The organism is Variovorax sp. GW821-FHT10D07, assembly GCF_059415325.1.
In genome coordinates this window covers 305,138-329,095 of sequence record NZ_JBWKMZ010000007.1, presented here as the reverse complement: position 1 = coordinate 329,095, position 23,958 = coordinate 305,138, and the positions used below count along the sequence as shown (strand labels likewise).

The following is a 23,958-nucleotide window of genomic DNA, read 5'->3' as shown; positions in this document are numbered from 1 at the left end:
ACTCCGCTCAGGCCGCGCGCTCGATGCGCCAGCCCGCCTGCTTGAGCGCCAGCGAGAGCGCGTCGGCCAGCGTGGCCTTGGTCTGCACGCCCTGCAGGTCGATGCCCAGGTGCACGATGGTCTGGGCGATCTGCGGCCGGATGCCGCTGATGATGCAGTCGGCACCCATCAGGCGGATCGCGGTCACGGTCTTGAGCAGATGCTGGGCCACCAGGGTGTCGACCGTGGGCACGCCCGTGATGTCGATGATCGCGATGCCGGAGCCGGTCTCGACGATGCGCTGCAGCAGCGCCTCCATCACCATCTGCGTGCGGCTGCTGTCGAGCACGCCGATCATCGGCACGGCCAGCACGCCTTCCCACAGTTTCACGACCGGGGTCGAGAGCTCGAGCAGCTCTTCCTGCTGGCGGCGGATGATGTCCTCGCGCGCCTGCTGGAAGGTGCTGACCGTGTGCTGCGCCAACTGGTCGACGGTGGCCGACAGGGTCCACAGCGCGGCCGCCATGGCGGCGGGGTCGCTCGCCAGCCGGCGCTGCAGCGCGGCGAACAGCGGCTTCTTGAGCGCGAGCACGAACAGGCTGGTGTCGCCGGCCGATTCGCCCTTGGCCGCACGGGTGCGCGAGAGGTTGGCCAGCGCGTCGCGCAGCGGCACCCATTCGGCGGCTTCGAAGCGCTGGGCATCGCCGCCCGCGGCCAGCAAGCCATCGAGCAGGCGCAGCACATCGGCGGTTTCCGCCCTCGCCGCGCGGCGCGCGCCCGGCTCTTTCACACGGGCTTCGTCCAGCCAGCCCTCGATGACGTCGTTCTCTTCCTCGCGCAGCGTCGCGCGCAGCGCTTCATGGTCGTTCTTCATGGATTCCTCTCGGTATTTGCACGGTTCCCGGTCCCACCACCGATCGCCACGCGCATCGATGATGCGCGCGGCGACTCCGTCCCTCTTTGAGTATTTGGTTTCGCGTGGGGGATCGTATCCCCCGGCCGGGTGCGGCCGAAGCGGCGTCGGTCAAGCGATGCCGCGTCCTCGCGTAGGCCGTGTCCCACACTCGGGATCAGCGGGTCGGGGCCTCGACTTGGCCCGGATTCGGATCGGCGCGCAATGTCTTTTGACATAGCGGCGGATTTCTTGTTGCCTGGATGTGGGATGCAGGCCGCGCTGCGTATCCATTCGTACGTCGACGTACTGCTTGCGCCTACATGCGGGGCGCGCCGGCGCGGGACAATCGCGCCATGGTGGAGATCAGCAACATGGACATGGATGCACTGGCCGCAGAGGCCGCGGAATGGCGCCGTCGCGCCCTGCGCGGCGACGCGCGGGCGCGCGGCATGGCGCATGAGCTGGAGCGCACGCTGCGCCGGCGCCTGCCCTCGATGCCGGTGGCGGGCCTGGAGCTCGACACCCGCCCGCTCGAACTTCGCAAGCCGCCACCGCGCTGGTGGAAGCTCTGGTAGGCAGGGCTTTCGCCCCGCCCTCCATCGGGTTCCTTCAGTTCTTTCCCAGGGCCGCGACCACCGCGTCGCCCATTTCCTCGGTGCCCACGCGCGTGCTGCCGGCCTGGTAGATGTCGCCGGTGCGCAAACCGTCGGCCAGCACGCGGCGCACCGCCTGCTCGACGCGATCGGCGTTCGCCGCCTGGCCGAAGGAGAAGCGCAGCATCATCGCCATCGACAGGATCGCGGCCAGCGGGTTCGCGAGGTTGCGACCGGCGATGTCGGGCGCGGTGCCGTGCACCGGCTCGTAGAGGCCGAAGCTGCCGGCCGCCATCGAGGCCGAGGGCAGCATGCCGATCGAGCCCGTGAGCATCGCGGCCGCGTCGGACAGGATGTCGCCGAAGATGTTGCCGGTGACGATCACGTCGAACTGCTTGGGCGCGCGCATCAGCTGCATCGCGGCGGCATCGACGAACAGGTGCGTGAGTTCCACGTCGGGATACTCGGCGCCCACGCGCGTGACCACCTCGCGCCACAGCTGCATCACCTCGAGCACGTTGGCCTTGTCGACCGAGCACAGCCGGCCCTTGCGCGCGCGCGCCGTGCGGAAGGCCACGTGCGCGATGCGCTCGACCTCGGGCTCGGAATAGCGCATGGTGTTGAAGGCCTCGCGCTCGCCCGCGGCATTGACGCCGCTGCCGCGCGGCTCGCCGAAATAGACGTCGCCCGTGAGCTCGCGCAGGATCAGCAGGTCGAGCCCCTCGACCACCTCGGGCTTGAGCGTGGAGGCGCCGATCAGCTCGGGGAACAGGAAGGCCGGCCTGAAGTTCGCGAACAGGCCCAGCTCCTTGCGCAGGCGCAGCAGGCTCGCGCCGGGCCGCATCATGAACGGGATGGCTTCGTCGCCAGGCATGCCGGCCGAGCCGAACAGGATGGCGTCGGCCTTGCGCGCGATCTCGCTGGTGGCCGCGGGCAGCGGGTCGCCCGCGCTGTCGATGCCGGCCTGGCCGATCGCGGCATGCGCGAGTTCCAGCGGCTGGGCCGTGCCCACCACGGCCTTCAGCACCTTCAATGCCTGGGCGGTCACCTCGGGGCCAATGCCGTCGCCCGGCATCACTGCGATCTTCATGTCTGGGAACCTTTTCTAGCTGTTCAGAGGGTGGAATGGGACAGCGCGGCATCGGCGGCGCGGCGCCGCTCGAAGTCCTCGATGCGCGCGCGCTGGGTCAGCGTGTAATCGATCTCGTCGAGGCCTTCGAGCAGGCAGTGCCGCGCGAAGGGATCGATGGCGAAGGACTCGACCTCGCCGCCGGGCCGCGTGACGGTCTGCGCGCGCAGGTCCACGCGCATGCGCGCGCCGGGCGCTGCGGCGAGTTCGGCCAGCATCGACTGCACCGTGTCCTCGGGCAGGCGCACGGGCAACAGGCCGTTCTTGAGCGCGTTCGAGAAGAAGATATCGCCGAAGCTCGGGGCGATCACGGTGCGAAAGCCGCCGTCGTGCAGCGCCCACACCGCATGCTCGCGCGAGGAACCGCAACCGAAGTTGCGGCCCGCCACGAGGATGCGCGCCTGCGCATACACGGGGTCGTTGAGCACGAAGTCGCCGCGGCGCGCGCCCGCGGCATCGTGGCGCACGTCGTGGAACAGGTAGTCGCCGAAGTCGTCCGAACGCGGCTTCTGCAGGTAGAGCGCGGGCACGATCTGGTCGGTGTCGACATTGATGCGCGCGAGCGGCGCGGCGACCGCGTCGAGGGAGATGAAGGCTTCCATGGGTTCGGGGCGTGGTTTCGTGGCAGCGGCGCTTCAGCGCGCCGGCGGGATGGCGCGCACGTCGGTCAGCCGGCCGGTGATGGCGGCGGCTGCGGCCATCGCCGGGCTCATCAGGTGCGTGCGCGAGCCCGGCCCCTGGCGGCCGACGAAGTTGCGGTTCGAGGTCGAGGCGCAGCGCTGGCCCGCGGCCACCTGGTCGCCATTGGTGCCCAGGCACATCGAGCAACCGGCATGGCGCCATTGCAGGCCGGCATCGCGGAACACCGCATCGAGACCCTCGGCCTCGGCCTGCTGCTTCACGAGCCCCGAGCCGGGCACGACCCAGGCTTCCACGCCCGCGGCCACGCGCCGGCCGCGCACCACCTCGGCGGCGCTGCGCATGTCCTCGATGCGGCCGTTGGTGCACGAGCCAATGAAGACGCGGTCGACCGCGAGATCGGTCAGCGCCTGGCCCGGTGCCAGGCCCATGTAGTCCAGCGTGCGCCGCATCGCCTCGCGGCGTTCGGCGCTGGCCGCCTGCGCGGGATCGGGCACGCGGCCGGTGATCGGCAGCGCGTCCTCGGGGCTGTTGCCCCAGGTGACCATGGGGGCGATGTCGGCGGCCTGCAGCCGTATTTCGCTGTCGAAGGCCGCGCCCTCGTCGCTCGGCAGCCGGCGCCACATGGCCAATGCCGCGTCCCAGGCCGCGCCGCGCGGCACCTCGGGCCGGCCGGCCAGCCATTCGAAGGTGGTGTCGTCGGGCGCCACCATGCCCGCGCGCGCGCCGGCCTCGATCGACATGTTGCACACCGTCATGCGGCCCGCCATCGAGAGCGCACGGATCGCCTCGCCCGCGTACTCGATCACGTGGCCGGTGCCGCCGGCGGCGCCGATGCGCGCGATCACGGCCAGGATGATGTCCTTGGCCGACACGCCCGCGCCAAGCCGGCCGTCGATGGTCACGCGCAGCGTGCGCGGCTTGCGCTGCCACAGCGTCTGCGTGGCCAGCACGTGCGCCACTTCCGAGGCGCCGATGCCGAAGGCCAGCGCACCGAGCGCGCCGTGCGTGGCCGTGTGGCTGTCGCCGCAGACGATCACGCTGCCCGGCAGGCTCAGGCCCTGCTCGGGGCCGACCACGTGCACGATGCCCTGGCGGATGTCGTCGAGGCCGAAGAAGCGGATGCCCGCGGCCGCGCTGTCGTCGTGCAGCGCCTGCGCCATCGCGCGCTTCTCGGCATCGGCGATGTCGGCCAGCACGCGCGAGCCGGTGGGCACGTAGTGGTCGGGCGTGGCGAAGGCGCGTTCGGGCCGGCGCACCGGCAGCTGCCGCTGGCGCAGCATCTCGAAGGCCGGCGCAGAGCCGTCCTGCACCAGGTGGCGGTCGACGTACAGCAGGCTCTGGCCGTCGTCGCGCTGCATCACGACATGCGCCTCCCAGATCTTGTCGAACAGGGTGCGGGGAGCGGAGGAAGCGGACATGGAATCGTCGGGAGCGTGGGAAGAAGGGAAAGGGCCGGCGTTCAATCGAGCTTCACGCCCGAGATGCGCACGATCTCGGCATAGCGCCTGGTCTCGCTGGCCATGAAGCGGCCGTACTCCTCGGGCGTGCCGCCGCCGACCTCGGCGCCGAAGGCCAGCATGCGCTTCTGGAACTCGGGCGACTTGAGCACCGCGTTGGCCTCGGCATTGAGCTTGGCGATGATGGCCTTGGGCGTGCCGGCCGGCGCCGACAGGCCGTACCACGAGGAGGCATAGACGCCGGACAGCCCCACCTCGTCGAAGGTGGGCACGTCGGGCAGCGCGGGGTTGCGCTTCTTCGAAGCCACCGCGAGCGCGCGCATCTTGCCGCTGGCGACGAAGGGCAGGCAGGTGGTGGTGTCGAGCATCAGCGAGACATGGCCCGCCGCGAGGTCGGCCTCGGCCGGCGCCGTGCCCTTGTAGGGCACGTGCACGATGTCGATCTTGGCCGCGCTGGCGAACTGCACCGCCGCCAGGTGCTGCGAGGAACCGATGCCGCCCGAGGCGTAGTTGAGCTTGCCGGGGTTGGCGCGCGCGGCGTCGATCACGTCCTTCGCGGTCTTGAACGGCGAGTCGCCGGGCACCACCAGGATGTTCGGCACCGCCGACACGTAGATCACCGGCTCGAAGTCCTTGACCGGATCGAAACCGAGCTTGCTGTAGAGGCTGGCGTTGACCGCGTTCGGGCTGATCGAGGACATCAGCAGGTTGTAGCCATCGGGCTTCTGCCGCGCCGCGAGCTCGGTGCCGATGTTGCCGCCGGCGCCCGCGCGGTTGTCGATCACGAAGGGATGGCCGAGCCGGTGGCCCAGCATGTCGGACACGATGCGTGCCGTGGTGTCGACGCCGCCGCCCGCGGGCCAGGGCACCATGAGCTTGATCGGCTGGCTGGGGTAGTTGGCGGCCGCGTCCTGGGCCGGCACCAGCGCGGGGCCGAAGCCCGCGAACAGCACCGCGGCCATCGTGCAGGCATGCAGTTTCTTCATCATTGCGCGTCTCCTGTCTTGTAGTGGCCGAATCCTAGGCCTGCAGAGGAAGGCGCCGCAATCACAATTAACGCATGCAGGCATGAGCTAAAGTCAGACCCCATGACACGCCGCCTGCCGCCGCTCAATGCCCTGCGCGCCTTCGAGGCCGCCGCGCGCTGCGGCAACTTCACGCGCGCCGCGCACGAGCTCTGCGTGACCCAGGGCGCGGTGAGCCGCCACATCGCCACGCTCGAGGCCTGGCTCGAGGTGCAGCTGTTCGAGCGCGGCCGCCACGGCATCCGGCTCACGCCCGCGGGCCAGAGCTACCACGCGAGCATGCGGGTGGCCTTCGACCAGATCGAGCTCGGCACGCGGCAGCTGCAGCAGAGCCCCGACGAGTGGCTGCTGCGCATCAAGCTGCCGCCGACCTTCGCAATCCGCTGGCTGATTCCGCGGCTGGCGCGCTTCCATGCCAAGCATCCGCGCATCGACGTGCAGATCACCACCTCGCACAAGCCGACCGATTTCGAGCGCGACGACGTGGACGTGAGCATCCATTCCGAGCCCAGCCCGCCCGAGGGCCCGGGCTACCGGCTGCTGTTCCGCGAGACGCTGCTGCCGGTGTGTGCGCCGGCGCTGCTGCAACGCGATCCACCGCTCGCGCAGCCGGCCGACCTCGCGCAGCACGCGCTGCTGAGCTCGCTGAACCGGCCGCAGGACTGGCCGGCCTGGCTCGAGGCCGCGGGGCTGAGCGGTCTCGACATCCATCGCGGCCTCAAGTTCGAGAACGCCGCCATGGCCTACCAGGCGGCGGCCGAGGGGCTGGGCGTGATGATGGGTTTGCTGGCCTTCGTGCGCGACGACCTCGCGAGCGGCCGGCTGGTGGCGCCGCTCGCGCTGCGGCTGCCGACCGAGGGCGGCTACTTCATGGCCTGGCGCGCCGACCGGCCGGTGCCGCAGCGGGTGCGCGACTTCGAGCACTGGATGGCCGAGGAAGTGGCGGCCGCCGAAGGCTGAAACAAGGGTTCCGACCGGGCCGCGGGCTTTCCCCGATGCGCCGTCGTGGCCATGCGGCCAAAAATGACTACGTATTCATGAATACGTACCCAAAAACGACTCCACCATGACACTGCACATCCAGAAACTCCCTTCGGTGCTGGGCGCCGAGGTGACCGGCATCAGCCTGCGCACCCTGACCGACCCCGACACGCTCGCGCAGTTGCGCGCCGGCATGGACGAGCACGCGGTGCTGGTCTTTCGCGACCAGCCGCTCGAGAACGAGGAGCAGCTCGCCTTCGCCGAGCGCTTCGACGGCACGCTGCACAGCAAGACCTCGGTCGCGGTGCTCGCCAAGAACCGCTTCGGCAACGAGGCCCTGACCGACATCTCCAACGTCGGCGCCGACGGCCAGATCCTGCCGGCCGACCACCGCCTGCGCATGAGCACCATCAGCAACCGGCTGTGGCACACCGACGCCTCGTTCGAGAACCCGCCCGGCCGCTACTCGATGCTGTCGGCGCGCGTGGTGCCGCCGGTGCGGGCCGACACCGAGTTCGCCGACATGCGCGCCGCCTACGACGCGCTCGACGACGCGACGAAGGCCGCCATCGAAGGGCTGCAGGTCTTCCATTCGATCGCCTACTCGCGCCAGATCATGGGCTTCGAGTTCTCCGAGGAAGAGAAGCAGCGGCTCAAGGGCGCGGTGCATCCGCTGGCGCGCACCCTGCCGCGCACCGGGCGGCGCTCGCTCTACCTCGCCTCGCATGCCTCGCACATCGTCGACATGGCCGTGCCCGAGGGCCGGCTGATCCTGCGCGACCTCAGCGAGCACGCGACGCAGCCGCAGTTCATCTACCGCCACGAATGGCGGGTGCACGACTTCGTGATCTGGGACAACCGCACCACCATGCACCGCGCGCGGCCCTTCGACGACAAGAAGTACCGGCGCGAGCTGCGGCGCACCACGACGCTGGACCTGCCGCTGCCCGCAACCTCGACCGCGACGGTGGCCGCATGAAGGCGCGTTCCCTGTGGCGCGCCGCGGGCCTGTGCGTGGCCTCGCTCGTGGTGTCGGCCGCCGCGCTGGCCCAGGCCTGGCCATCGAAGCAGCCCGTGCGCTTCGTCGTGCCCTACCCGCCCGGCGGTGCCTCCGACGTGACCGCGCGCCTGCTCAGCGTGAAGCTCACCGAGGCGCTGGGCCAGGCCTTCGTGGTCGAGAACCGGCCCGGTGCCAACGGCCTGATCGCGCTCGAGTACGTGGCCAAGGCGGCACCCGACGGCTACACGCTGCTGATGGCGAACCTCGGACCCAACGCGATCAACCCGGCCGTCTACCGCAAGCTGCCCTACGACGCGATCAAGGACTTCACGCCGATCACGCTGACCTCGGTGGTGCCGCTGGTGGTGCTGGTGCAGCCCACGATGCCGGTCAACTCGATGAAGGAGCTGATCGCCTATGCCAAGGCACACCCCGACAAGCTGACCTATGCCTCGGCCGGCAACGGATCGGCCAACCATCTCGCGGGCGAGATGATGAAGTCGATGGCGAGCTTCAAGATGGTCCACGTGCCCTACAAGGGCGATGCGCCCGGCCTGCAGGACACCATCGCGGGCAACGTGAGCGTGATCTTCCCGACCGTGATCGGCGGCATGTCGCAGATCAAGAGCGGGCTGCTCAAGCCGATCGCGGTGACCGGTGCCAAGCGCTCCTCGGCGCTGGCCTCCGTGCCCACGGTGGCCGAAGGCGGCATCCCGAACTTCGAGGCCAACTCGTGGGGCGGCGTGATGGGACCGGCCAACCTGCCGCCCGAGATCGTCGCGCGGCTCAACACCGAGATCGTGAAGATCCTCAAGCAGCCGGAGACGGCCGCCAAGCTCACCTCGATGGGTGCCGACATCGTCGGCTCGACGCCGGAGGAGTTCGCGAGCTACCTGAAGAACGAGGTCGCGAAGTGGGGCAAGGTGGCCCACGAGAACAACATCACGTTGGACTGAGCCGCGAGGCGTCGATCAGCCGGCCGTGCCCCGCACGATGAACGCGTGCGGCAGCACCACGCGTGCCGGCTCCATCTGCTGGTTGTCGAGCCGCGCGCACAGCCGCGCGACGGCGGCTTCCACCATCGCCTCGCGCGACTGCGAGACCGTCGTGAGCGCGATGCTGTCCCAGGCGGCCATCGGCACGTCGTCGTGGCCCACGACCCAGACATCGCGCGGCACCGCGAGCCCCTGCGAGCGCACGCCGTCGAGCGCGCCGATCGCCACGATGTCGTTGACGCCGAAGATCGCATCGACGCGGCCCGACTGCAGGATCGCGCGCGCTGCATCCTGGCCCGCGGCATAGGAGAACTTCGGCACCCGCGCCACAGCGCCCGGGCTCAGCGCGACGCCGCGCCGCGCGAGCTCCTCGACGAAGCCCTGCTCGCGCTCGCGCAAGGTGCTCGGCAGGTCGTGGCCCGAGATCAGGCCGATCCGCGTGCGCCCGTGGTCCACGAAGAAGCCCGCGGTCGAGGCGCCGCTCGCGCGGTTGTCGCTCGAGAACTGGTCGAAGGCATCGGAGCCCACCGTGCGGTGCAGCAGCACCAGCGGCACCTTCTGGGCGATGCGTTCCAGGAGCGGCAGCGAGGCCTCGGTGGCCGTGGTGGTGATGACGCCGTCCACGCCGCTCTCGACCATCACGCGCATGGTCGCGTCGCTGAAGTCTTCTTCCTCGTAGACCGAGGCCGAGAGGCCGCGCTTGCGCAGCGCGGCCGAGAGCAACTGCAGCATCGCCGGATAGAGCGGATTGACCGCGAGGTTGGCGACCACCAGCGCGATGATGCCGGTGCGCTTGGTGCGCATCCAGCGCGCGGCCGCGTTGGGCGCGTAGCCCGATTGCGCGATCGCATCGAGCACCGCCTGGCGCGTGGCCGGCTGCACCAGCGGCGAGTTCTGCAGCACGCGCGACACCGTCGCCTGCGATACCCCCGCGAGCCGCGCGACGTCCCTGCTGGTGGGCTTGCCGCCGGAACCGATCATGAAGAAGCCGCTGGAGATGCCATCGGAAGATTCTAGGGGTGGGGTCCCCGCTCGCCGGCCGGCGCGCCGGGCCTCGGAACGCTCAGCGCTCCAGGTAGCCGTAAGCCGACAGGCAGGCCTTCAGCGGCGCGCTCGCGCCCGTGCCGTACTCGAGCCGCTGCGGCGTGGTCGACTGCCGGTTCTTCTCGTCCTGCTCCGCCAGCGTCTTGCCCACGCGGTACTGGCACAGCAGCATCAGGTTCTCGGGCACCGACACGCCCGCGGTGTTGGTGAAGGACTTCGGCCGGTCCGAGTGGTAGGTCTCGCTCGGTGCCGCGGCCTTCGGCGCATCCCTGGACGGGCCGGACTTCGGCCACAGGCTGCAGCCCGACAGCGCCACGACGATGGCCACGAGGCCGCAAAACTTTGGATGCACTTCGATCTCCTGAGGGGTTGCGAGACGCAACGGCTTGCGCTCCCGCCGGCCGCGATGGGGCCGGCGGAATATAGCGGACGCACGGGTCGCGCGCTCGATCGCCCCTTCAGTCCGACACTCAATCCGACAGCGCCCGCATCCGCGCGTACAGGTCGGCCTTGCCCTCGAAGCCGATGCCCGGCAGCGGCGGCAGCGTGACGTGGCCGTTCTCCACCTTCACGCCGTCGGGAAAGCCGCCGAAGGGCTGGAACAGGTCGGGGTAGGACTCGTTGCCGCCGAGCCCCAGGCCGGCCGCGATGTTGAGCGACATCTGGTGGCCACCATGCGGGATGCAGCGGCTCGCGGACCAGCCGTGCTGCTTCAGCATGTCGAGCGTGCGCAGGTACTCGACCAGGCCGTAGCTGAGCGCGCAGTCGAACTGCAGCCAGTCGCGGTCGGGCCGCATGCCGCCATGACGGATCAGGTTGCGCGCGTCCTGCATCGAGAACAGGTTCTCGCCCGTGGCCATCGGGTTGGCGTAGTAGTTGCGCAGCGTGGCCTGCAGTTCGAAGTCGAGCGGATCGCCGGCCTCCTCGTACCAGAACAGGTCGTATTGCGACAGCGCCTTGGCATAGGCGATCGCCGTGTCGAGGTCGAAGCGGCCGTTCGCGTCCACGCACAGCTTCTGGCCGTCCTGCAGCACGCCGAGGATCGAGTCGATGCGGCGCAGGTCCTCGTCGAGCGAATCGCCGCCGATCTTCTTCTTGACCACCGTGTAGCCGCGGTCGATGTAGCTGCGCATCTCGTCCTTGAGCTTGCCGTGGTCCTGGCCCGGGTAGTAGTAGCCGCCGGCCGCGTAGACGAAGACCTTCGGGTTCGGCGTGCCGTTGCCGTAGCGCTCGGCCAGCAGCTGGAACAGCGGCTTGCCCTCGATCTTCGCCACCGCGTCCCACACCGCCATGTCGATGGTGCCGATGGCCACCGAGCGCTCGCCGTGGCCGCCGGGCTTCTCGTTCTTGAACATCGTGTCCCACACCTTGTGCGGATCGAGGTTGCGGCCGCTCGCGTCGAGCAGCGTGTCGGGCTGCGCTTCGAGAATGCGCGGAATGAAGCGCTCGCGCATCAGCGTGCCCTGGCCGTAGCGGCCGTTCGAATTGAAGCCGTAGCCGACCACCGGCTTGCTGTCGCGAATCACATCGGTGATCACCGCCACGAGGCTCAGGGTCATCTTGCTAAAGTCGATGTACGCATTGCGGATGGGCGAACTGATCGGGATGGTCTGTTCGCGGATCTCGACGATCTTCACGGGAGGTCTCCAGGAGCTGAGGAAGACCCGATGGTGGCCGCGCGGCGCCGATCCGGCCAATGCCCTTTTTCTAGACTTCGATGCCTTGAAAGCACCGCCATGAATTTCCTCTGGCTCGACGACTTCCTGGTGCTGGCCGAAACGGGCAACTTCTCGCGCGCGGCCGAGGAGCGCCACCTGACCCAGCCGGCCTTCAGCCGCCGCGTGCGCGCACTCGAGGAATGGCTGGGCACCGAGCTGTTCGACCGCAGCGGCCAGCCCGCCACGCTCACGCCCGCGGGCGAATGGTTCGGCACGGTCGCGCGCGAGCTGCGTGCGCGCGTCGACCGCATTCCGGCCGATGCGCGTGCCGTCAACGAAGCCGATGCCGCCACCCTGCGGCTCGCCGCCACGCACGCGCTCTCGTTCACCTTCCTGCCGCGCTGGCTGCGCACGCTCGAGTCGCGCGTGGCGCTGGGCCCGGTGCAGCTCATGTCCGACCTGCTGCCGCGCTGCGAACTGCTGCTGTCACAGGGCAAGGTGCAGTTCGTGCTGAGCCATGCGCATCCCGAGGCCGCGAACTCGCTCGATGGCTCGGACGCGCTGTCGACGCAGGTCGGCGCCGATGCGCTGGTGCCGGTCAGCGCGCGCGGTGCCAGGGGCCGCGCGCGGCACGTGCTGGGCAAGAGCGCCACCGCGCCCGTGCCGCTGCTCGCCTACAGCCAGGAATCGGGACTGGGACGGATCGCGCAGGCCGTGCTGGGCCGCCGGCTCGATGCGCTGGCGCCGAAGGTAGTGTTCACCGCGCACCTGGCCTCGGTGCTGCGGACCATGGCGCTCGATGGGCGGGGGATTGCTTGGCTGCCGAGGACCTTGGTCGACGAGGACCTCGCGGCGGGCACGCTGGTGGCGGCCGGTGGCGAGGAATGGATCGTGCCGCTGCAGGTGCGGCTGTACCGCGGACGCGCGCCGATGGGCACGGCGGTCGAGGCGTTCTGGAAGGCGGCGCATCCGCGTTGAGACGCGTCGCTCATCATGCCCGACGAGCATCGTTTGCCAGAGCCACAGCTTCATAGAAACAGATCGAGATCCACACCATGGGCCACCAGACTCTCGTATACGGCGCAATCGAAGTGTTTCATTCGCGACCGAGCAAACCGGACGCGGACGCCCTCAACGAGGCCGCACTCCTGGCACTCCCCGAGCAAGATGAGTGGCCCTTCCTCGTTCGTTCGATGTTCAGCATGACCTCGAGCGTGGATGTCAGCGTGGCCTATACCTTCCGAGTCATTCACTTCGGTGCATCGTTCAAGGCGATCGAACTGGAATGGGAGGCATGGCTCGTCAAGTTCGAGCGGCTGCTTGCAAGCCTCGATGGCATCACGGCGGTCGTGCATCTGGAAACCGAGTTGGTGGGCAATCACCGCTACACATGGCAGCGAAAGATGGACACGATCGACCGCTGGCCGCCGACGTGGAATTTCGGCGGCGGCACGCGCTCGTTCTGAGCATCTCTTGCAGGCAGCAGCAGGAATCGGCCCAGAAGCGTGCGCAGGCCCTGGATGTCAAACTCCGGCCACCCCTGAATCTCCAACCCCAGCAAGGAGACCCGCATGAGAAAGCTCAAGATCATGGAACACGTATCGCTCGACGGCGTGATCCAGTCCTCCAGCGAGGACGGCTTCCCGCACGGCGACTGGACCGCGCCCTACCGCACGCCCGAGGGCCGCGACGAAGTTCTCGCCGCGCACGGCGAACGCTTCGACCTGCTGCTGGGCCGCCGCACCTACGACCTGTGGTCTGGCTTCTGGCCCAAGGCTCCGGGCGGGCCGATGGCGGACGGCCTGAATGCGGCGACCAAGTACGTCGTGACCCATCGCCCCGAAAGCCTGGCATGGGGCCCGTTCGAAGGCCTCGGACCGGACATCGCCGAGAGCGTCGGCCGCCTCAAGTCGAGCGCCGGCCCGGACCTCGTGCTCTGGGGCAGCTCCACGCTGACATCGACGCTGCTCGAGCACGGGCTGGTCGACGAGATGATGCTGATCGTCTATCCGGTGCTGCTCGGCACCGGCAAGCGCCTGTTCGCGCAGGGGTTGCCGGCGCGGGCCTTCGAGCTGGTTGGCAGCAAGACGACGCCATCGGGGTTGGTGCTCGGCAGCTACAGGTTCGCTGGTGCTTTGAAGACTTGATGGTCAAGCGGCGCAGCGTTCCGATCGACAAGGACGGTCAAATTTCGAAGGCTCACGAAAACAGGCCTTGTCCTTGGTTGTCTCCACCCAGATCAGCGAACACTTCGTCGGCATCGCGAAACCGCCCTTGCTCGATCTCGCGATGTCCCAATGCCAGGAGCTTCAGCAACGCGATCGTCTTTTCGCGTTCCTCATAGCTGCGAACATCCATCACCACGAGCTTCGCTTCCCCGTCTTGCGTGATCAGCAGCGGTTCGCGACTCTCCGAGATGTCCTTGACGATATCCGTTGCGTGGTCCTTGAGATAGCTGATGGGTTTGACTTGGGTCGAGAACTTCATCGGAGTGGCTCTTCCGCGAACACGAAGGATCCATTCTGAACTGAATGAAGTCTCTCAACCCTGTCTCTCAAACCACACCCTGCGCCAGCATCGCATCCGCCACCTTGACGAAGCCCGCCACGTTCGCGCCGTCAACATAGCTCACGCGACCGTCCTCGCGGCGCCCATGAGCCAGGCAAGCCTCGTGGATGCTGCGCATGATCTGCAGCAGGCGCGCGTCGACCTCCTCGCGCGGCCATGACAGGCGCGCGGCGTTCTGGCTCATCTCCAGGCCCGAGGTGGCGACGCCGCCTGCATTGCTGGCCTTGCCGGGCGCATACAGCACGTCGGCCGCCTCGAACACCTTGACCGCCTCGATGGTGGAGGGCATGTTCGCGCCCTCGGCCACGCAGACCACGCCGTTCTTCACCAGCGTCTTCGCGTCCTCGACGTCGAGCTCGTTCTGGGTCGCGCTGGGCAGCGCCACGTCCACCGGCACATGCCACGGCGTGGCACCGGCGACGAACTTCGCGCCGACGCGCTCGGCGTAGTCGCTCACGCGGCCGTAGTGGTGGTTCTTCACGTCCATCAGCACCGCGAGCTTCTCGGCGGTGAAGCCCGACTCGTCGACCACGGTGCCGCTGGAGTCGGACACCGTGATCACCTTGGCCCCGAGCGCCATGGCTTTCTCGATGGTGTACTGGGCGACGTTGCCCGCGCCCGAGACCGACACGCGCAGGCCCTCGAAGCTGCGCCCGCGCGTCTGCAGCATCTCCTGCGCGAAATAGACGTTGCCGTAGCCCGTGGCCTCGGGCCGGATCAGCGAGCCGCCGAACGAGAGACCCTTGCCGGTGAACACGCAGTCGGCGCGGTTGGTGAGCTTCTTGACCATGCCGGTGAGGTAGCCCACCTCGCGGCCGCCCACGCCGATGTCGCCCGCCGGCACGTCGGTGTAGGCGCCCACGTGGCGGAACAGCTCGGTGGCGAAGGCCTGGCAGAAGCGCATGACCTCGCCCTGGCTGCGGCCCTTGGGATCGAAGTCGGAACCGCCCTTGCCGCCGCCCATCGGCAGCGTGGTCAGCGCGTTCTTGAAGGTCTGCTCGAAGGCCAGGAACTTCAGGATCGACAGGTTCACGGACGGATGGAAGCGCAGGCCGCCCTTGTACGGGCCGATGGCCAGGCTGTGCTGGATGCGGTAGCCGCGGTTGACCTGCACGTCGCCGTGGTCGTCGGTCCAGCAGACACGGAAGGTGATCACGCGCTCGGGCTCCACCAGCCGCTCCAGCAGCGCCTGCGTCTGGTAGCGCGGATGCTGTGCGATGAAGGGCCACAGGCTCTGGATGACCTCCGTCACGGCCTGCAGGTATTCGGGCTGCCCGGGATTGCGCTGGGCCACATGGGCCAGGAAGTCTTGGGCGCTGGCGTGCTTCATTCCTCTATCTCCAAAAAGGTGCGTTCTGACCAAAACCGTGCATTCTCATGCACGAATGGCTCAAAGTTATGCACCAAAGTAATGAGAATCGTAAGGATAAGGTTCGAATTCGCACCAACTTGGATTGAAAACGAATTCGCCGCCAGCGGACGTCCATCCGCTGGCGGCGAAGCTGGGGAGGCGAGCCGCGCCCTGCGGCCCGCTGGTTCGGCCCGTCAGGGCTGCACGTACGACGCGGGAATGGCCGCCAGGGTCTTGTAGCCGTCGCCGCCCGTGGCATTGAAGCTCAGACGAAGAGCTTGTAGGTCTTCGTCTGGTCCAGCGGGCCCCAGCTGTTGGCGGCGGCATTGCGCGCCTCGATGCTTGTGACGCGGCTGCCCTCGGCCCTGGTCGCGTTCACGTCGAAGCGAAGGTTGCCGGTGTAGGGATACGGGCCGGTCGAACCGCCGGGGCCATAGACGCAACGCCAAACCGCGTCCTCTGGGCACAGAACACGCGCGTCTTTGGACGGCACCCGAATCGATGCATGGTTAACACAGCGCACCGTTCGAGTTCGAAGCAAATATTGACTACCTCGTCTTCTTGCAAATCAAGCCATGGCGGCAATCGCATCACATGACAAAGTTCATTCGTCCAAAAGCGCTCTCGCAGCCCAACAAACTTTGTCCATCACATCGGTTGGCTGAGGCTTGGAGGACAAAATGATGAACACGCCCCCATGCAATTCCTCGACTTTTTCGACTTTACCGGTCAACTTCTCAACGACTTGCTCAATCGTCTTGTTCAAAGCGCGGGAACATAATCCAGCATCCAGAAACGCGATCGGCGGCAACCTGAAAAGACTATTGCGCTTTTCAATTTTCCGCCGCGACCGCTCCGGATAGTCCAAGAAGATGAATTCGTCATCTGAAATTTCGGCATAGTACGCATCAAAGGCCGCAATATATCGAGGGAAGACCACGTAGGCGATCTCCTCCAAACTCACCTTGGCGGGATTAAAAGAAGAGTTTACCCAGTCATCATCACTGGCCTTATTGGAGAACGGCCTTCGGAATTGATAAACCACTTCTCCTTTTATTTCCGGACCGACGAGCTTTGACAACTTGAGATATGCATTCAACGCACTTCCAGGATCGGGCGCAGGCATCGAGCTCCTGAGCCCCCAAGGCGCCGGAATTCCCGCCAAGCCCTCAAGAAAACGAGAATGCTTAGCCGGAATGCTCTCGTTCTCTCGAGCAATGGATCTTAGCTCCAGGTTATATCTCATTTTTCCACCAAGTCAAAAAAATCGCCCGCCCATTCTCACCACCCCAGCTTCAGAATTCGTTCGTCGAGCTTTGAAAAATCGCACATCGAAAATCGATGGCGTACCAATTTAATTCTTCAGCTCAATTGGATTTATCACGTCTGGCACGAAACTAACAGGCCTGCCATCCACATTTATGGAGCGTGCCTCAATCCACGCGCGCCAGGCTCGCACCGACCGCATGATCGATCACGCTCTTCCAGCCCCCATCGTCCTGCCGCCGCGCGATCTCGGCCGAACTGCCCTGCGCGACCACGCCGCCGTCCGCCGCGCGAACGGTCCAGTCCGCGCGCAGCAGCGCGAGCTCGCCGCTGACCACGCAGAAGTTGTTGACCGAGGTCATGGTGCCGCCGAGCGCGAGCAGCGCCCGAAGCGAAGCCTCGATGGCCGCGAGGCCATGGTCGGTCGCGGTGGTCTGCGCGTTGTGATGCGCGGCATCCTGCTCGTAGAGCGACAGCAGGCCCGCCAGGTCGCGTGCGTTGTAGAGCGCGGCGAAGCGCGGGTTGAGTTCGGCGGGATGGGTGACGGCAGGCATGTCGATGCTCCTCGATGACGGGCATCATTCGAGCATTGCCCGGCGAGACTTACCAAATGGAAACCGCACCCGTCGTCGAAGAGATCCACGGCGCCCGCGCCCCGACGCCACCGCAGCCGCGCCTGCCCGCCGAATGCCCGGTCGAGCACTGGCTCGCGCTGCTGGGCCATCGCTGGAGCGCGCTGATCCTCTGGCACCTGGCCGCGGCGCCGCTGCGGCATGGCGAGCTCGCGCGCCGGCTGCCGGGCGTGTCCGCCAAGGTACTCGGCGAGCGGCTCGCCGAACTCGCGGCGGCGCGGCTGGTGCAGCGGCATGACGACGAGGCGGGCGGTGCGCATGCGCTGTACGGCCTCAGCGAGGCGGGACAGCGCCTCAAGCAAGTGCTCGACCAACTCGAAGCTTGGTCGGCCTCGCTGGACCGCACGCAGTCGCCCAGGCTCGACCAATTGCTGCTGGAGCGCTGAAGCCTAGATCCGCCCGCCGTCCGTCAGCACCGTGCGCCCCGTCACCCAGCGCGCATCGTTCGACGCGAGGAACGCCACCACGTCGGCGATGTCCTCGGGCTCGGCCAGCCGGCCCAGCGGCGTGAGCGCGGTCTCCTCGCGCAGGTGATCGGCCGGGATGCCCGAGGTCATGTCGGTGCGCGTGATCGCGGGCGCCACCGCGTTGACGCGGATGTTGCGCGCGCCGAGCTCCATCGCGAAGCCCTTGGTCAGCACCTCGACCGCGCCCTTGGCCGCGGAGTACAGCGCGGTGCCGCCGCCGGGGATGTGGACCAGGTCGGTCGACACGTTGACGATGGCGCCGCCCGCCTTCGGGATGTGCGGCAGCACGGCCTGCGTCAGCACGATGGTGCTCCAGGCATGGGTGTCCATCTGCTCGACGAACATGGCGCGCGTGAGCTCGCCCACCGGCGCCGCGACGAAGGTGCCGGCCGCATGCACGAGGATGTCGATGTGGCCGTAGGCCTCGGCGATGGCGGCCACGGCCGCGTTCGCCGCGGCCTCGTCGGTGACGTCGGCCTGGAACGCGGATGCGCGCCCGCCTTCGGCCACGATGCCGCGCACCACGGCCTCGGCTGCGGCGGCATTGCTCCGGTGCAGCAGCGCGACGGTGATGCCGTCGCGCGCGAGGCGGCGCGCCACGGCGGCGCCGATGCCGCGCGAGCCGCCGGAGACGACGGCGATCTTCTGGTTCGGTGTGTTCATGGGAAGCTTCTTTCTCTGCGAACAGGGATGACAAGGAAGCTTCGAAGGTAGGGCCGCGCGGCGCGTTGCACGAGCCGTGCGGGCGCAACGGGGCGGGGGGGGGGGGGGGGGGGGGGGGGGGGGACAAGGGGCTGTTCCCGCCCCGAAAAAGCAGGTGGTGCCAACGCCCTCGTCAACCCGCTCCGGGTGGCTCGAGTTCGCGGTACTTCGTCTCGAGCAGCGCCAGCACCGCGCGCACCGCGGAGCTCATGCCCTTGCGGCTCGGATACAGCACATAGGCCTGCGTGGCCAGCGAGGGCCAGGCCGGCAGCACGCGGCGCAGCCGGCCGTCGGCCAGCGCATCGCGGCAGGCCTCGATCGGCAGCTGCACCAGGCCCGCGCCGCGCAGCGCGGCCTCGCGCAGGGCCTGGTAGTTGTCGCTGATCAAGAGCGGCTGCGGATGGTGCAGCAGCGTCCGGCCGTCGCCATCGACCAGCGCCCAGGGCCGCACGCTGTCGGGCCCGCCGCCCTGGCCCAGCGCGGGAAAGCGATGCAGGTCGGCCGGCTCGGTGGGTTCGCCATGCGCCGCCAGCAGCGAGGGCGCGCCCACCAGTTCCATGTGCCCCACGCCGATCGGCCGCGCGACGATGTCGGCCGAGGCCAGCGGCTGGCTCGCATAGCGGATCGCGAGGTCGATGCGCTCACCCAGCAGGTCGACGAAGCGGTTCGACAGGTCGAGCGTGATGCGCACCTTCGGATGCCGCAGGCTGAACTCGCCGAGCCAGCCGCCGAGCAGCAGCTCGCCCGACACCGGCGAGGCGCTGATGCGCACCGGGCCCGCGGGCTCGCCCAGCGTCTCGTCGACGGTGGCGCGCACCGCCTGCGCCTCGTCGGCCATGCTGCGCGCGTGGCGGTAGACGCGTTCGCCCACGTCGGTGACCTGGAAGCGGTGCGCCGAGCGCTGGATCAGCCGCACGCCGAGCTGCTTCTCGAGCGCGCCCACGCGCCGGCTCAGGCGCGACTTGGGCGTGCCGGTCTCGCGCTCGGCCGCCGAGAAGCCGCCCGCCTCGACCACGCGGGCGAACAGGAGCAGGTCGTTGAGGTCTTCCACCATGCTGTCGATGCCTTTCTTGCGTTTCCCTCGAGCGTGGCGCGGCGCCGCGTTCCACGGCTGCAACGCGGCGTGCCAGCGCTGGTATCGCGGCCGCGGTCGCGATTGCGTAGCCTGGGCGGTTTGACGATGCGCGTGCCGATGCCGACCTCCATTCTCACCACCCCAACGCCGGCCGATGCCGCCACGCGCGGCGCCACCCTGGCCGCGGCCTGCCTCTCGATGGCCGCGATCGCGATGTCGATCACGGCCGCGGGCGTGGCGCTGGTGCCGATCGGCGCGGCCTTCGGCATCGGCTTCGGCGCGCTGCAATGGGTGCTCAACCTGTTCGTGCTGAGCTTCGCCGCCTTCCTGCTGCCGGCCGGCGCGCTCGCCGATCGCATCGGCCAGCGCCGCAGCTTCATCGCGGGCGGCGCGATCTTCAGCGCCTTCACGTTGATGGCCGTGCTGGCCACGCGCACCGAATGGCTGCTGGCCGCGCGCTTCCTGCAGGGCGCCGGCGGCGCGCTGCTCGCGGCCAGCGGTCCGGCCGCGCTCACGGCCGTGTTCCATGGCGAGGCCGAACGCAAGCGCGCCTTCGGCTGGCTCGGCAGCTGCGGCGGTGTCGGCCTCACGCTGGGCGCGCTGCTGTCGGGCGCCGCGGCCGCGCAGGGCGGCTGGCGCGCGGCGCTCGCGATCCATCTGCCGCTGGTGCTGGCCGCGCTCGCGCTGGCGCTGTGGAATTTCCGCGGCCATGCGGGCCGGGCGGTGCACGCGCGTTTCGATCTCGTGGGCGCCGTGCTGGGCTTCATCGCCATTGCGTCAGCGATGGCCTTCGGCATCCTCGGTGCCGAGCGTGGCTGGGGCGCGAGCGCCGTGCTCGCCTGCCTGGCACTCGCGCTGGTCGCGGGATCGCTGTTCGCGCACTCGCAGCGCCGGCATCCGGCGCCGCTGCTGCCGCCCGCGCTGCTGCGCAACCGCGGCTTCGTGTTCGCCTGCCTGCTGACCTTGCTGTTCACCACGGTGTGGGTCGCGATGTTCATCTACGTGCCGCTGCACCAGCAGGCCGCGCGCGGCCACGACGCGGACAGCGCGGGGCGCACCCTGCTCGCGCTGCTGATGCCCGCGATGGTGATGCCGGCCCTCGCCTCGCGCCTGGCCGTGCGCATCGGCACGCGGGCCGTGCTGGTCGGCGGCTGCCTCGCGATGGCGATCGGCCTGGGCCTGTTGTATCTGGCATGGACCGATCTCTCGCGTCCCGCGGCGCTCGAATGGCTGGCGCTCGCCATTTGCGGCAGCGGTGCCGGCTGCCTCTACGGCCTGCTCGACTACCTCGCGATGGCCAGCCTGCCGAACGCGCTGGCCGGCACCGGATCGGCCGCCTTCAACGTGCTGCGGCTGCTCGGCGATGCGCTCGGCGCCATCGTGCCGGGCGCGGTGCTGGTGCAGGCCCTGGCGCCGCGGCTCGCGGCCGCCATCGGCGAGCCCGTGACGCGCGAGCTGCTCAATGCCGTGGCGGCCGGGCAGTTCGGCGCGCTGGCCTCGGGCGGCGCGGCGGCGGCCGAGGCGTTCCGCGGTGCGATCGCGGCCGTGCCCGCGGTGCTGGCCGTGCTGGTGCTGCTCGGTGCCGTTCTGGCCTGGTGGCGCGCCGAGCGACCTTGAAGGCGGCGGCCCCTCAATCCATCGAGCCCTACACTGCCGGCCGATGGCTCCCGTCCCTTCCCGCCTCGCCATGCCTGAGCGTCTGACCTCGTACTTCTGGCGCGGCGATGCCCTGCGCAGCCGCAGCGTGAGCCCGGTCGTGCTCGCGTCGAGGCTGGAGATTCCCGAGCCGCCGGCGCGCCTGGTGGCCGACTGGCGGCGTGACGCGAGCACGCAGCTGATGCTCGAGCCCGGCGATGTCGAACCGCTGTCGCTGGCACGCGCGAGAACGCGCTGGCCCGCGTACGGCCAATGCGTGCAGGCGGTGGCCGACTGGGCGCGCACGCAGGGTCTGCCCGGCCTGCCGGGCGACGCCGACGTGGCGCTGATGGCCTGCCGCGGCGCGCGCTACCACCACGACGGCGCGCAGTACGGCGGTGCGGCCTTCTGCAATCTCTTCCTCGGCGAGGACCTCGGCCTCGACGTGCACTTTCCCTCGGCCGGCGTGCGCCTTCCGCTCGCGCGCGGCACGGTCATGCTGTTCGACACCTGCCAGCCGCATGCCGTCATCTGGCGCGACGGCAAGGGCTTCGATGCGGCGGACTTCGGCGCGGAGCGCGACACCCTGCAGGTGTTCCTGACCTGGGAGCTGCCGATCGAGGACGAGGCGCTGGTCCGTGCGCTGGGGATCCGCTTCGATGTCGATCCGTCGACGACATCGCGGCTGACGGAAGAGCAGGTGCTGGTGAACGGCGAAGCGGCGACGCCGGACCCCGCGTCCGGCCGCTGGATCCGCACCGCCTGAACGCGCCGTCCGAGCGCCCCGGCTCGCGCCCGCGAGCAATGACTTTTGATCATTTCTCGCATGAGTTAATTGTGATTGAGCCGCCACGGCCCCTCACGTATCTTCAGCGCTCGAATCATTGAGAGACAAGCCCCTTTCGAGCCGCATGGCATCGAAAGCGGCATGAAGGAACGCATGAGGATTCTGGCCGAGGGTCTGCAATTTCCTGAAGGGCCGGTGGCGCTGGGCGACGGCTCGGTGCTGCTGGTCGAGATGCGCGCGGGCCTCGTCGTGCGAATCTCGCCCGATGGCGAGCGCCACGTCGTCGCCGACTGCGGCGGTGGTCCGAACGGCGCGGCGATCGGGCCCGATGGCGCGCTCTATGTCTGCGACAACGGCGGCAGCGCCTATGTGCCGGGCCGCTTCACCTCGACCGGGCCCGCGGCCGACTACGAGGGCGGCAGCATCCGCCGCTTCGACCTGCGCACGGGCGAGCACACGCTGCTCTACACGCACTGCGACGGCCATCGGCTGTCGTCGCCCAACGACCTCGTCTTCGATGCGCACGGCGGCTTCTACTTCACCGACTTCGGCAAGAAGCACGCGCGGCTGCGCGACTACGGCGGCGTCTACTACGCGCTGCCCGACGGCTCGCGCATCGTCGAGGTGGCCTATCCGCTGCTGTCGCCGAACGGCATCGGCCTCTCGCCCGACGCGCGCGTGCTCTACGTGGCCGAGACCGAGACGGCGCGGCTGTGGGCCTTCGACATCGTCGAGCCCGGCGTGGTGCGCAAGCATCCCTTTCCCTCGCCGCATGGCGGGCGCATCGTCTGCGGGTTGCCGGGCTTCCAGCGCTTCGACAGCCTCGCGCTCGAGGCCGGCGGCAACATCTGCGTCGCCACGCTGATCACCGGCGCGGTCTCGGTCATCGCGCCCGACGGCGCGCTGCTGCGGCAGGTGATCTTCCCCGACAGCTACGTCACCAACCTCTGCTTCGGCGGGCCGGACATGCAGACCGCCTACGTCACGCTGTCGGGCACCGGACAGCTCGTCTCGCTGCCCTGGACCGCGCCGGGCCTGCGGCTGCATTTCAACGCGTAGCCCCGAGGCACGCGCACCAGAACATCCCTGGAGACTCCCATGATCCGCCGCGAATTCATCGTCACCCTGGCCAGCGCCTGCGCTGCCACCGCCCTGCCGCCGGCACGCGCCGCGGCGCCCTATCCGAGCCGTCAGGTGCGCGTGGTCGTACCGTTCACCGCGGGTGGCGGCACCGACGTGGTGGCGCGCGCGATCGCGATGGGGCTGTCGGAGTCGATGGGCCAGTCCTTCTTCGTCGACAACAAGCCCGGTGCCAGCACCTTGATCGGCTCGGAGCTGGTGGCCAAGGCGGCGCCCGACGGCTACACGCTGCTGGTCGCGAGCGTGCCGCATGCCACCAACCCGTGGATGATGAAGAGCATGCCCTTCGACACCGCGAAGGCCTTCGCGCCGATCGGCCTCGCGGTGCAGTCGCCGTTCATCATGGTGGCCTCGTCCACCTCGTCGATCCAGTCCTTCGACGACGCGCTCGCGGCGGCGCGCTCCAAGCGCCTGTCCTTCGCCTCCACCGGCAGCGGCACGGCCGACCACCTGTCGATGGAGCTGCTGGCGCTGCAGTCGGGCGTGACGATGACGCACGTGCCCTACAAGGGCACCGGCCCCGCGCTGGCCGACCTGATGGGCGGCCACGTCGACCTGATGTTCGCGAACGTGGTCGCGGCGGCGCCGCTCGTGAAGTCGGGAAAGCTGCGCGCGCTGGCCGCGTCGACCGCGCGGCGCTCGCCCTCGCTGCCCGAGGTGCGTACCGTCGCCGAGGCCACGGGCAAGCCCTTCGACGTCAGCGCCTGGACCGGCGTGCTCGCGCCCGCGGGCACCGACGCGGCCATCGTGGAACGCCTGAGCGCCGAGGTGCGCAAGGCCCTGCAGACCCGTGCCACGCGCGAGGCGCTGACGGTCAACGGCGCCGAGCCGGTGGGCAGCACGCCCGCGGAGTTCCAGGCCTTCATCGCGCGCGAGATGAAGACCTGGGGCGAGATCATCGCCAAGGCCGGCATCACGCCGAGCTGAGCCGGAGCGT

The 23,958-nt window shown here is 68.9% G+C and carries 26 protein-coding genes and 1 pseudogene; 12 read left to right on the top strand and 15 right to left on the bottom strand.

Features of this window, described 5'->3' with window-relative positions; genetic code table 11:
* Positions 1 to 7: 7 nt before the first annotated feature.
* The gene (locus AC07PU_RS22110; RefSeq protein ID WP_490877921.1) at positions 8 to 853 is read right to left on the bottom strand and encodes an STAS domain-containing protein; all 846 of its coding nucleotides are present in this window, start codon (positions 851 to 853) and stop codon (positions 8 to 10) included.
* Positions 854 to 1,227: 374 nt separating this feature from the next.
* Here AC07PU_RS22110 and AC07PU_RS22105 point away from each other — a divergent pair, with 374 nt between their 5' ends.
* Positions 1,228 to 1,449: a hypothetical protein gene (locus tag AC07PU_RS22105; RefSeq protein WP_143129320.1), complete on the top strand. Its 222-nt coding sequence runs from the start codon at positions 1,228 to 1,230 to the stop codon at positions 1,447 to 1,449.
* Positions 1,450 to 1,483: 34 nt separating this feature from the next.
* On the opposite strand, the gene leuB is transcribed toward AC07PU_RS22105, so the two are convergent.
* Genes leuB through AC07PU_RS22085 form a run of 4 tightly spaced genes read right to left on the bottom strand, consistent with a single transcriptional unit; the run spans position 1,484 to position 5,684 of the window.
* Complete coding sequence (gene leuB, locus AC07PU_RS22100; RefSeq protein WP_495320527.1) at positions 1,484 to 2,557, bottom strand: 3-isopropylmalate dehydrogenase; 1,074 nt, start codon at positions 2,555 to 2,557, stop codon at positions 1,484 to 1,486.
* Positions 2,558 to 2,580: 23 nt separating this feature from the next.
* On the bottom strand, positions 2,581 to 3,198 hold the full coding sequence (gene leuD / locus AC07PU_RS22095; protein WP_093353179.1) for a 3-isopropylmalate dehydratase small subunit: 618 nt from the start codon (positions 3,196 to 3,198) through the stop codon (positions 2,581 to 2,583).
* 33 nt (positions 3,199 to 3,231) lie between these two features.
* On the bottom strand, positions 3,232 to 4,656 hold the full coding sequence (gene leuC / locus AC07PU_RS22090) for a 3-isopropylmalate dehydratase large subunit (RefSeq protein WP_495320525.1): 1,425 nt from the start codon (positions 4,654 to 4,656) through the stop codon (positions 3,232 to 3,234).
* A gap of 41 nt (positions 4,657 to 4,697) precedes the next feature.
* The gene (locus AC07PU_RS22085) at positions 4,698 to 5,684 is read right to left on the bottom strand and encodes a Bug family tripartite tricarboxylate transporter substrate binding protein (protein WP_495320523.1); all 987 of its coding nucleotides are present in this window, start codon (positions 5,682 to 5,684) and stop codon (positions 4,698 to 4,700) included.
* A gap of 99 nt (positions 5,685 to 5,783) precedes the next feature.
* On the opposite strand from AC07PU_RS22085, the gene gcvA reads away from it, so the two are divergent.
* From gcvA to AC07PU_RS22070, 3 genes are all read left to right on the top strand, one after another.
* Positions 5,784 to 6,680, top strand: coding sequence for a transcriptional regulator GcvA (gene gcvA / locus AC07PU_RS22080; RefSeq protein ID WP_093353172.1), 897 nt, complete (start codon positions 5,784 to 5,786; stop codon positions 6,678 to 6,680).
* Positions 6,681 to 6,786: 106 nt separating this feature from the next.
* Positions 6,787 to 7,680 (top strand): TauD/TfdA dioxygenase family protein, encoded by an 894-nt coding sequence (locus AC07PU_RS22075; RefSeq protein ID WP_296787261.1) that lies wholly within the window; start codon positions 6,787 to 6,789, stop codon positions 7,678 to 7,680.
* Positions 7,677 to 8,657, top strand: a complete 981-nt coding sequence (locus tag AC07PU_RS22070; RefSeq protein ID WP_495320520.1) for a Bug family tripartite tricarboxylate transporter substrate binding protein — start codon at positions 7,677 to 7,679, stop codon at positions 8,655 to 8,657. The genes AC07PU_RS22075 and AC07PU_RS22070 overlap by 4 nt, the downstream gene beginning before the upstream one ends.
* Before the next feature lie 15 nt (positions 8,658 to 8,672).
* On the opposite strand, the gene AC07PU_RS22065 is transcribed toward AC07PU_RS22070, so the two are convergent.
* The 3 genes from AC07PU_RS22065 to AC07PU_RS22055 all read right to left on the bottom strand — a co-directional run bounded on the left by AC07PU_RS22065 (position 8,673) and on the right by AC07PU_RS22055 (position 11,377).
* Positions 8,673 to 9,677: a LacI family DNA-binding transcriptional regulator gene (locus AC07PU_RS22065; protein ID WP_093353164.1), complete on the bottom strand. Its 1,005-nt coding sequence runs from the start codon at positions 9,675 to 9,677 to the stop codon at positions 8,673 to 8,675.
* A gap of 82 nt (positions 9,678 to 9,759) precedes the next feature.
* The gene (locus tag AC07PU_RS22060) at positions 9,760 to 10,092 is read right to left on the bottom strand and encodes a hypothetical protein (RefSeq protein WP_495320518.1); all 333 of its coding nucleotides are present in this window, start codon (positions 10,090 to 10,092) and stop codon (positions 9,760 to 9,762) included.
* Positions 10,093 to 10,210: 118 nt separating this feature from the next.
* Positions 10,211 to 11,377: a mandelate racemase/muconate lactonizing enzyme family protein gene (locus AC07PU_RS22055; RefSeq protein ID WP_495320516.1), complete on the bottom strand. Its 1,167-nt coding sequence runs from the start codon at positions 11,375 to 11,377 to the stop codon at positions 10,211 to 10,213.
* Between the two features lie 99 nt (positions 11,378 to 11,476).
* On the opposite strand from AC07PU_RS22055, the gene AC07PU_RS22050 reads away from it, so the two are divergent.
* From AC07PU_RS22050 to AC07PU_RS22040, 3 genes are all read left to right on the top strand, one after another.
* A complete protein-coding gene (locus AC07PU_RS22050; protein ID WP_495320514.1) occupies positions 11,477 to 12,376 on the top strand; it encodes a LysR family transcriptional regulator in 900 nt (299 codons plus the stop codon).
* Positions 12,377 to 12,453: 77 nt separating this feature from the next.
* Positions 12,454 to 12,864, top strand: coding sequence for a hypothetical protein (locus AC07PU_RS22045; protein WP_495320512.1), 411 nt, complete (start codon positions 12,454 to 12,456; stop codon positions 12,862 to 12,864).
* Between the two features lie 105 nt (positions 12,865 to 12,969).
* Positions 12,970 to 13,545: a dihydrofolate reductase family protein gene (locus AC07PU_RS22040; RefSeq protein ID WP_490876170.1), complete on the top strand. Its 576-nt coding sequence runs from the start codon at positions 12,970 to 12,972 to the stop codon at positions 13,543 to 13,545.
* Positions 13,546 to 13,597: 52 nt separating this feature from the next.
* Here the strand turns inward: AC07PU_RS22040 and AC07PU_RS22035 are convergent, their stop codons facing one another.
* From AC07PU_RS22035 to AC07PU_RS22015, 5 genes and pseudogenes are all read right to left on the bottom strand, one after another.
* Positions 13,598 to 13,885 carry a type II toxin-antitoxin system Phd/YefM family antitoxin gene (locus AC07PU_RS22035; RefSeq protein WP_495320510.1) on the bottom strand — a complete coding sequence of 96 codons (288 nt, stop codon included), beginning with the start codon at positions 13,883 to 13,885 and terminating at the stop codon, positions 13,598 to 13,600.
* A gap of 67 nt (positions 13,886 to 13,952) precedes the next feature.
* Positions 13,953 to 15,296, bottom strand: coding sequence for an NADP-specific glutamate dehydrogenase (gene gdhA / locus AC07PU_RS22030; RefSeq protein WP_093353132.1), 1,344 nt, complete (start codon positions 15,294 to 15,296; stop codon positions 13,953 to 13,955).
* A gap of 230 nt (positions 15,297 to 15,526) precedes the next feature.
* Positions 15,527 to 15,762 (bottom strand): annotated as a pseudogene (locus tag AC07PU_RS22025) (5'-nucleotidase C-terminal domain-containing protein); the annotation flags it as partial.
* A 159-nt stretch (positions 15,763 to 15,921) separates the two neighbouring features.
* Positions 15,922 to 16,443, bottom strand: coding sequence for a hypothetical protein (locus AC07PU_RS22020; RefSeq protein WP_495320508.1), 522 nt, complete (start codon positions 16,441 to 16,443; stop codon positions 15,922 to 15,924).
* Between the two features lie 307 nt (positions 16,444 to 16,750).
* On the bottom strand, positions 16,751 to 17,137 hold the full coding sequence (locus tag AC07PU_RS22015) for a YybH family protein (protein WP_495320506.1): 387 nt from the start codon (positions 17,135 to 17,137) through the stop codon (positions 16,751 to 16,753).
* 56 nt (positions 17,138 to 17,193) lie between these two features.
* On the opposite strand from AC07PU_RS22015, the gene AC07PU_RS22010 reads away from it, so the two are divergent.
* Positions 17,194 to 17,601 carry a winged helix-turn-helix transcriptional regulator gene (locus AC07PU_RS22010; RefSeq protein ID WP_490876173.1) on the top strand — a complete coding sequence of 136 codons (408 nt, stop codon included), beginning with the start codon at positions 17,194 to 17,196 and terminating at the stop codon, positions 17,599 to 17,601.
* A gap of 3 nt (positions 17,602 to 17,604) precedes the next feature.
* Here AC07PU_RS22010 and AC07PU_RS22005 read toward each other — a convergent pair whose 3' ends face one another.
* Together AC07PU_RS22005 and AC07PU_RS22000 are read right to left on the bottom strand one after the other, a co-directional pair.
* Entirely contained in the window at positions 17,605 to 18,345 is a 741-nt protein-coding gene (locus tag AC07PU_RS22005; protein ID WP_093353122.1) for an SDR family NAD(P)-dependent oxidoreductase, read from the bottom strand.
* A 172-nt stretch (positions 18,346 to 18,517) separates the two neighbouring features.
* Complete coding sequence (locus AC07PU_RS22000) at positions 18,518 to 19,438, bottom strand: LysR substrate-binding domain-containing protein (RefSeq protein ID WP_495320503.1); 921 nt, start codon at positions 19,436 to 19,438, stop codon at positions 18,518 to 18,520.
* 138 nt (positions 19,439 to 19,576) lie between these two features.
* Here AC07PU_RS22000 and AC07PU_RS21995 point away from each other — a divergent pair, with 138 nt between their 5' ends.
* The 4 genes from AC07PU_RS21995 to AC07PU_RS21980 all read left to right on the top strand — a co-directional run bounded on the left by AC07PU_RS21995 (position 19,577) and on the right by AC07PU_RS21980 (position 23,948).
* Complete coding sequence (locus AC07PU_RS21995) at positions 19,577 to 21,076, top strand: MFS transporter (protein ID WP_495320501.1); 1,500 nt, start codon at positions 19,577 to 19,579, stop codon at positions 21,074 to 21,076.
* A 70-nt stretch (positions 21,077 to 21,146) separates the two neighbouring features.
* The gene (locus tag AC07PU_RS21990; protein ID WP_495320499.1) at positions 21,147 to 21,860 is read left to right on the top strand and encodes a hypothetical protein; all 714 of its coding nucleotides are present in this window, start codon (positions 21,147 to 21,149) and stop codon (positions 21,858 to 21,860) included.
* Between the two features lie 162 nt (positions 21,861 to 22,022).
* Positions 22,023 to 22,940 (top strand): SMP-30/gluconolactonase/LRE family protein, encoded by a 918-nt coding sequence (locus AC07PU_RS21985; protein WP_495320497.1) that lies wholly within the window; start codon positions 22,023 to 22,025, stop codon positions 22,938 to 22,940.
* A 39-nt stretch (positions 22,941 to 22,979) separates the two neighbouring features.
* Positions 22,980 to 23,948, top strand: a complete 969-nt coding sequence (locus AC07PU_RS21980; protein WP_495320495.1) for a tripartite tricarboxylate transporter substrate binding protein — start codon at positions 22,980 to 22,982, stop codon at positions 23,946 to 23,948.
* Positions 23,949 to 23,958: the final 10 nt, after the last annotated feature.

Coding starts and splice junctions, on each gene's coding strand:
- AC07PU_RS22110 (WP_490877921.1), bottom strand. CDS start 853: ATGAAGAACGACCATGAAGCGCTGCGCGCGACGCTGCGCGAGGAAGAG.
- AC07PU_RS22105 (WP_143129320.1), top strand. CDS start 1,228: ATGGTGGAGATCAGCAACATGGACATGGATGCACTGGCCGCAGAGGCC.
- leuB (WP_495320527.1), bottom strand. CDS start 2,557: ATGAAGATCGCAGTGATGCCGGGCGACGGCATTGGCCCCGAGGTGACC.
- leuD (WP_093353179.1), bottom strand. CDS start 3,198: ATGGAAGCCTTCATCTCCCTCGACGCGGTCGCCGCGCCGCTCGCGCGC.
- leuC (WP_495320525.1), bottom strand. CDS start 4,656: ATGTCCGCTTCCTCCGCTCCCCGCACCCTGTTCGACAAGATCTGGGAG.
- AC07PU_RS22085 (WP_495320523.1), bottom strand. CDS start 5,684: ATGATGAAGAAACTGCATGCCTGCACGATGGCCGCGGTGCTGTTCGCG.
- gcvA (WP_093353172.1), top strand. CDS start 5,784: ATGACACGCCGCCTGCCGCCGCTCAATGCCCTGCGCGCCTTCGAGGCC.
- AC07PU_RS22075 (WP_296787261.1), top strand. CDS start 6,787: ATGACACTGCACATCCAGAAACTCCCTTCGGTGCTGGGCGCCGAGGTG.
- AC07PU_RS22070 (WP_495320520.1), top strand. CDS start 7,677: ATGAAGGCGCGTTCCCTGTGGCGCGCCGCGGGCCTGTGCGTGGCCTCG.
- AC07PU_RS22065 (WP_093353164.1), bottom strand. CDS start 9,677: ATGATCGGTTCCGGCGGCAAGCCCACCAGCAGGGACGTCGCGCGGCTC.
- AC07PU_RS22050 (WP_495320514.1), top strand. CDS start 11,477: ATGAATTTCCTCTGGCTCGACGACTTCCTGGTGCTGGCCGAAACGGGC.
- AC07PU_RS22045 (WP_495320512.1), top strand. CDS start 12,454: ATGGGCCACCAGACTCTCGTATACGGCGCAATCGAAGTGTTTCATTCG.
- AC07PU_RS22040 (WP_490876170.1), top strand. CDS start 12,970: ATGAGAAAGCTCAAGATCATGGAACACGTATCGCTCGACGGCGTGATC.
- AC07PU_RS22035 (WP_495320510.1), bottom strand. CDS start 13,885: ATGAAGTTCTCGACCCAAGTCAAACCCATCAGCTATCTCAAGGACCAC.
- gdhA (WP_093353132.1), bottom strand. CDS start 15,296: ATGAAGCACGCCAGCGCCCAAGACTTCCTGGCCCATGTGGCCCAGCGC.
- AC07PU_RS22020 (WP_495320508.1), bottom strand. CDS start 16,443: ATGCCTGCGCCCGATCCTGGAAGTGCGTTGAATGCATATCTCAAGTTG.
- AC07PU_RS22015 (WP_495320506.1), bottom strand. CDS start 17,137: ATGCCTGCCGTCACCCATCCCGCCGAACTCAACCCGCGCTTCGCCGCG.
- AC07PU_RS22010 (WP_490876173.1), top strand. CDS start 17,194: ATGGAAACCGCACCCGTCGTCGAAGAGATCCACGGCGCCCGCGCCCCG.
- AC07PU_RS22005 (WP_093353122.1), bottom strand. CDS start 18,345: ATGAACACACCGAACCAGAAGATCGCCGTCGTCTCCGGCGGCTCGCGC.
- AC07PU_RS22000 (WP_495320503.1), bottom strand. CDS start 19,438: ATGGTGGAAGACCTCAACGACCTGCTCCTGTTCGCCCGCGTGGTCGAG.
- AC07PU_RS21995 (WP_495320501.1), top strand. CDS start 19,577: ATGCCGACCTCCATTCTCACCACCCCAACGCCGGCCGATGCCGCCACG.
- AC07PU_RS21990 (WP_495320499.1), top strand. CDS start 21,147: ATGCCTGAGCGTCTGACCTCGTACTTCTGGCGCGGCGATGCCCTGCGC.
- AC07PU_RS21985 (WP_495320497.1), top strand. CDS start 22,023: ATGAAGGAACGCATGAGGATTCTGGCCGAGGGTCTGCAATTTCCTGAA.
- AC07PU_RS21980 (WP_495320495.1), top strand. CDS start 22,980: ATGATCCGCCGCGAATTCATCGTCACCCTGGCCAGCGCCTGCGCTGCC.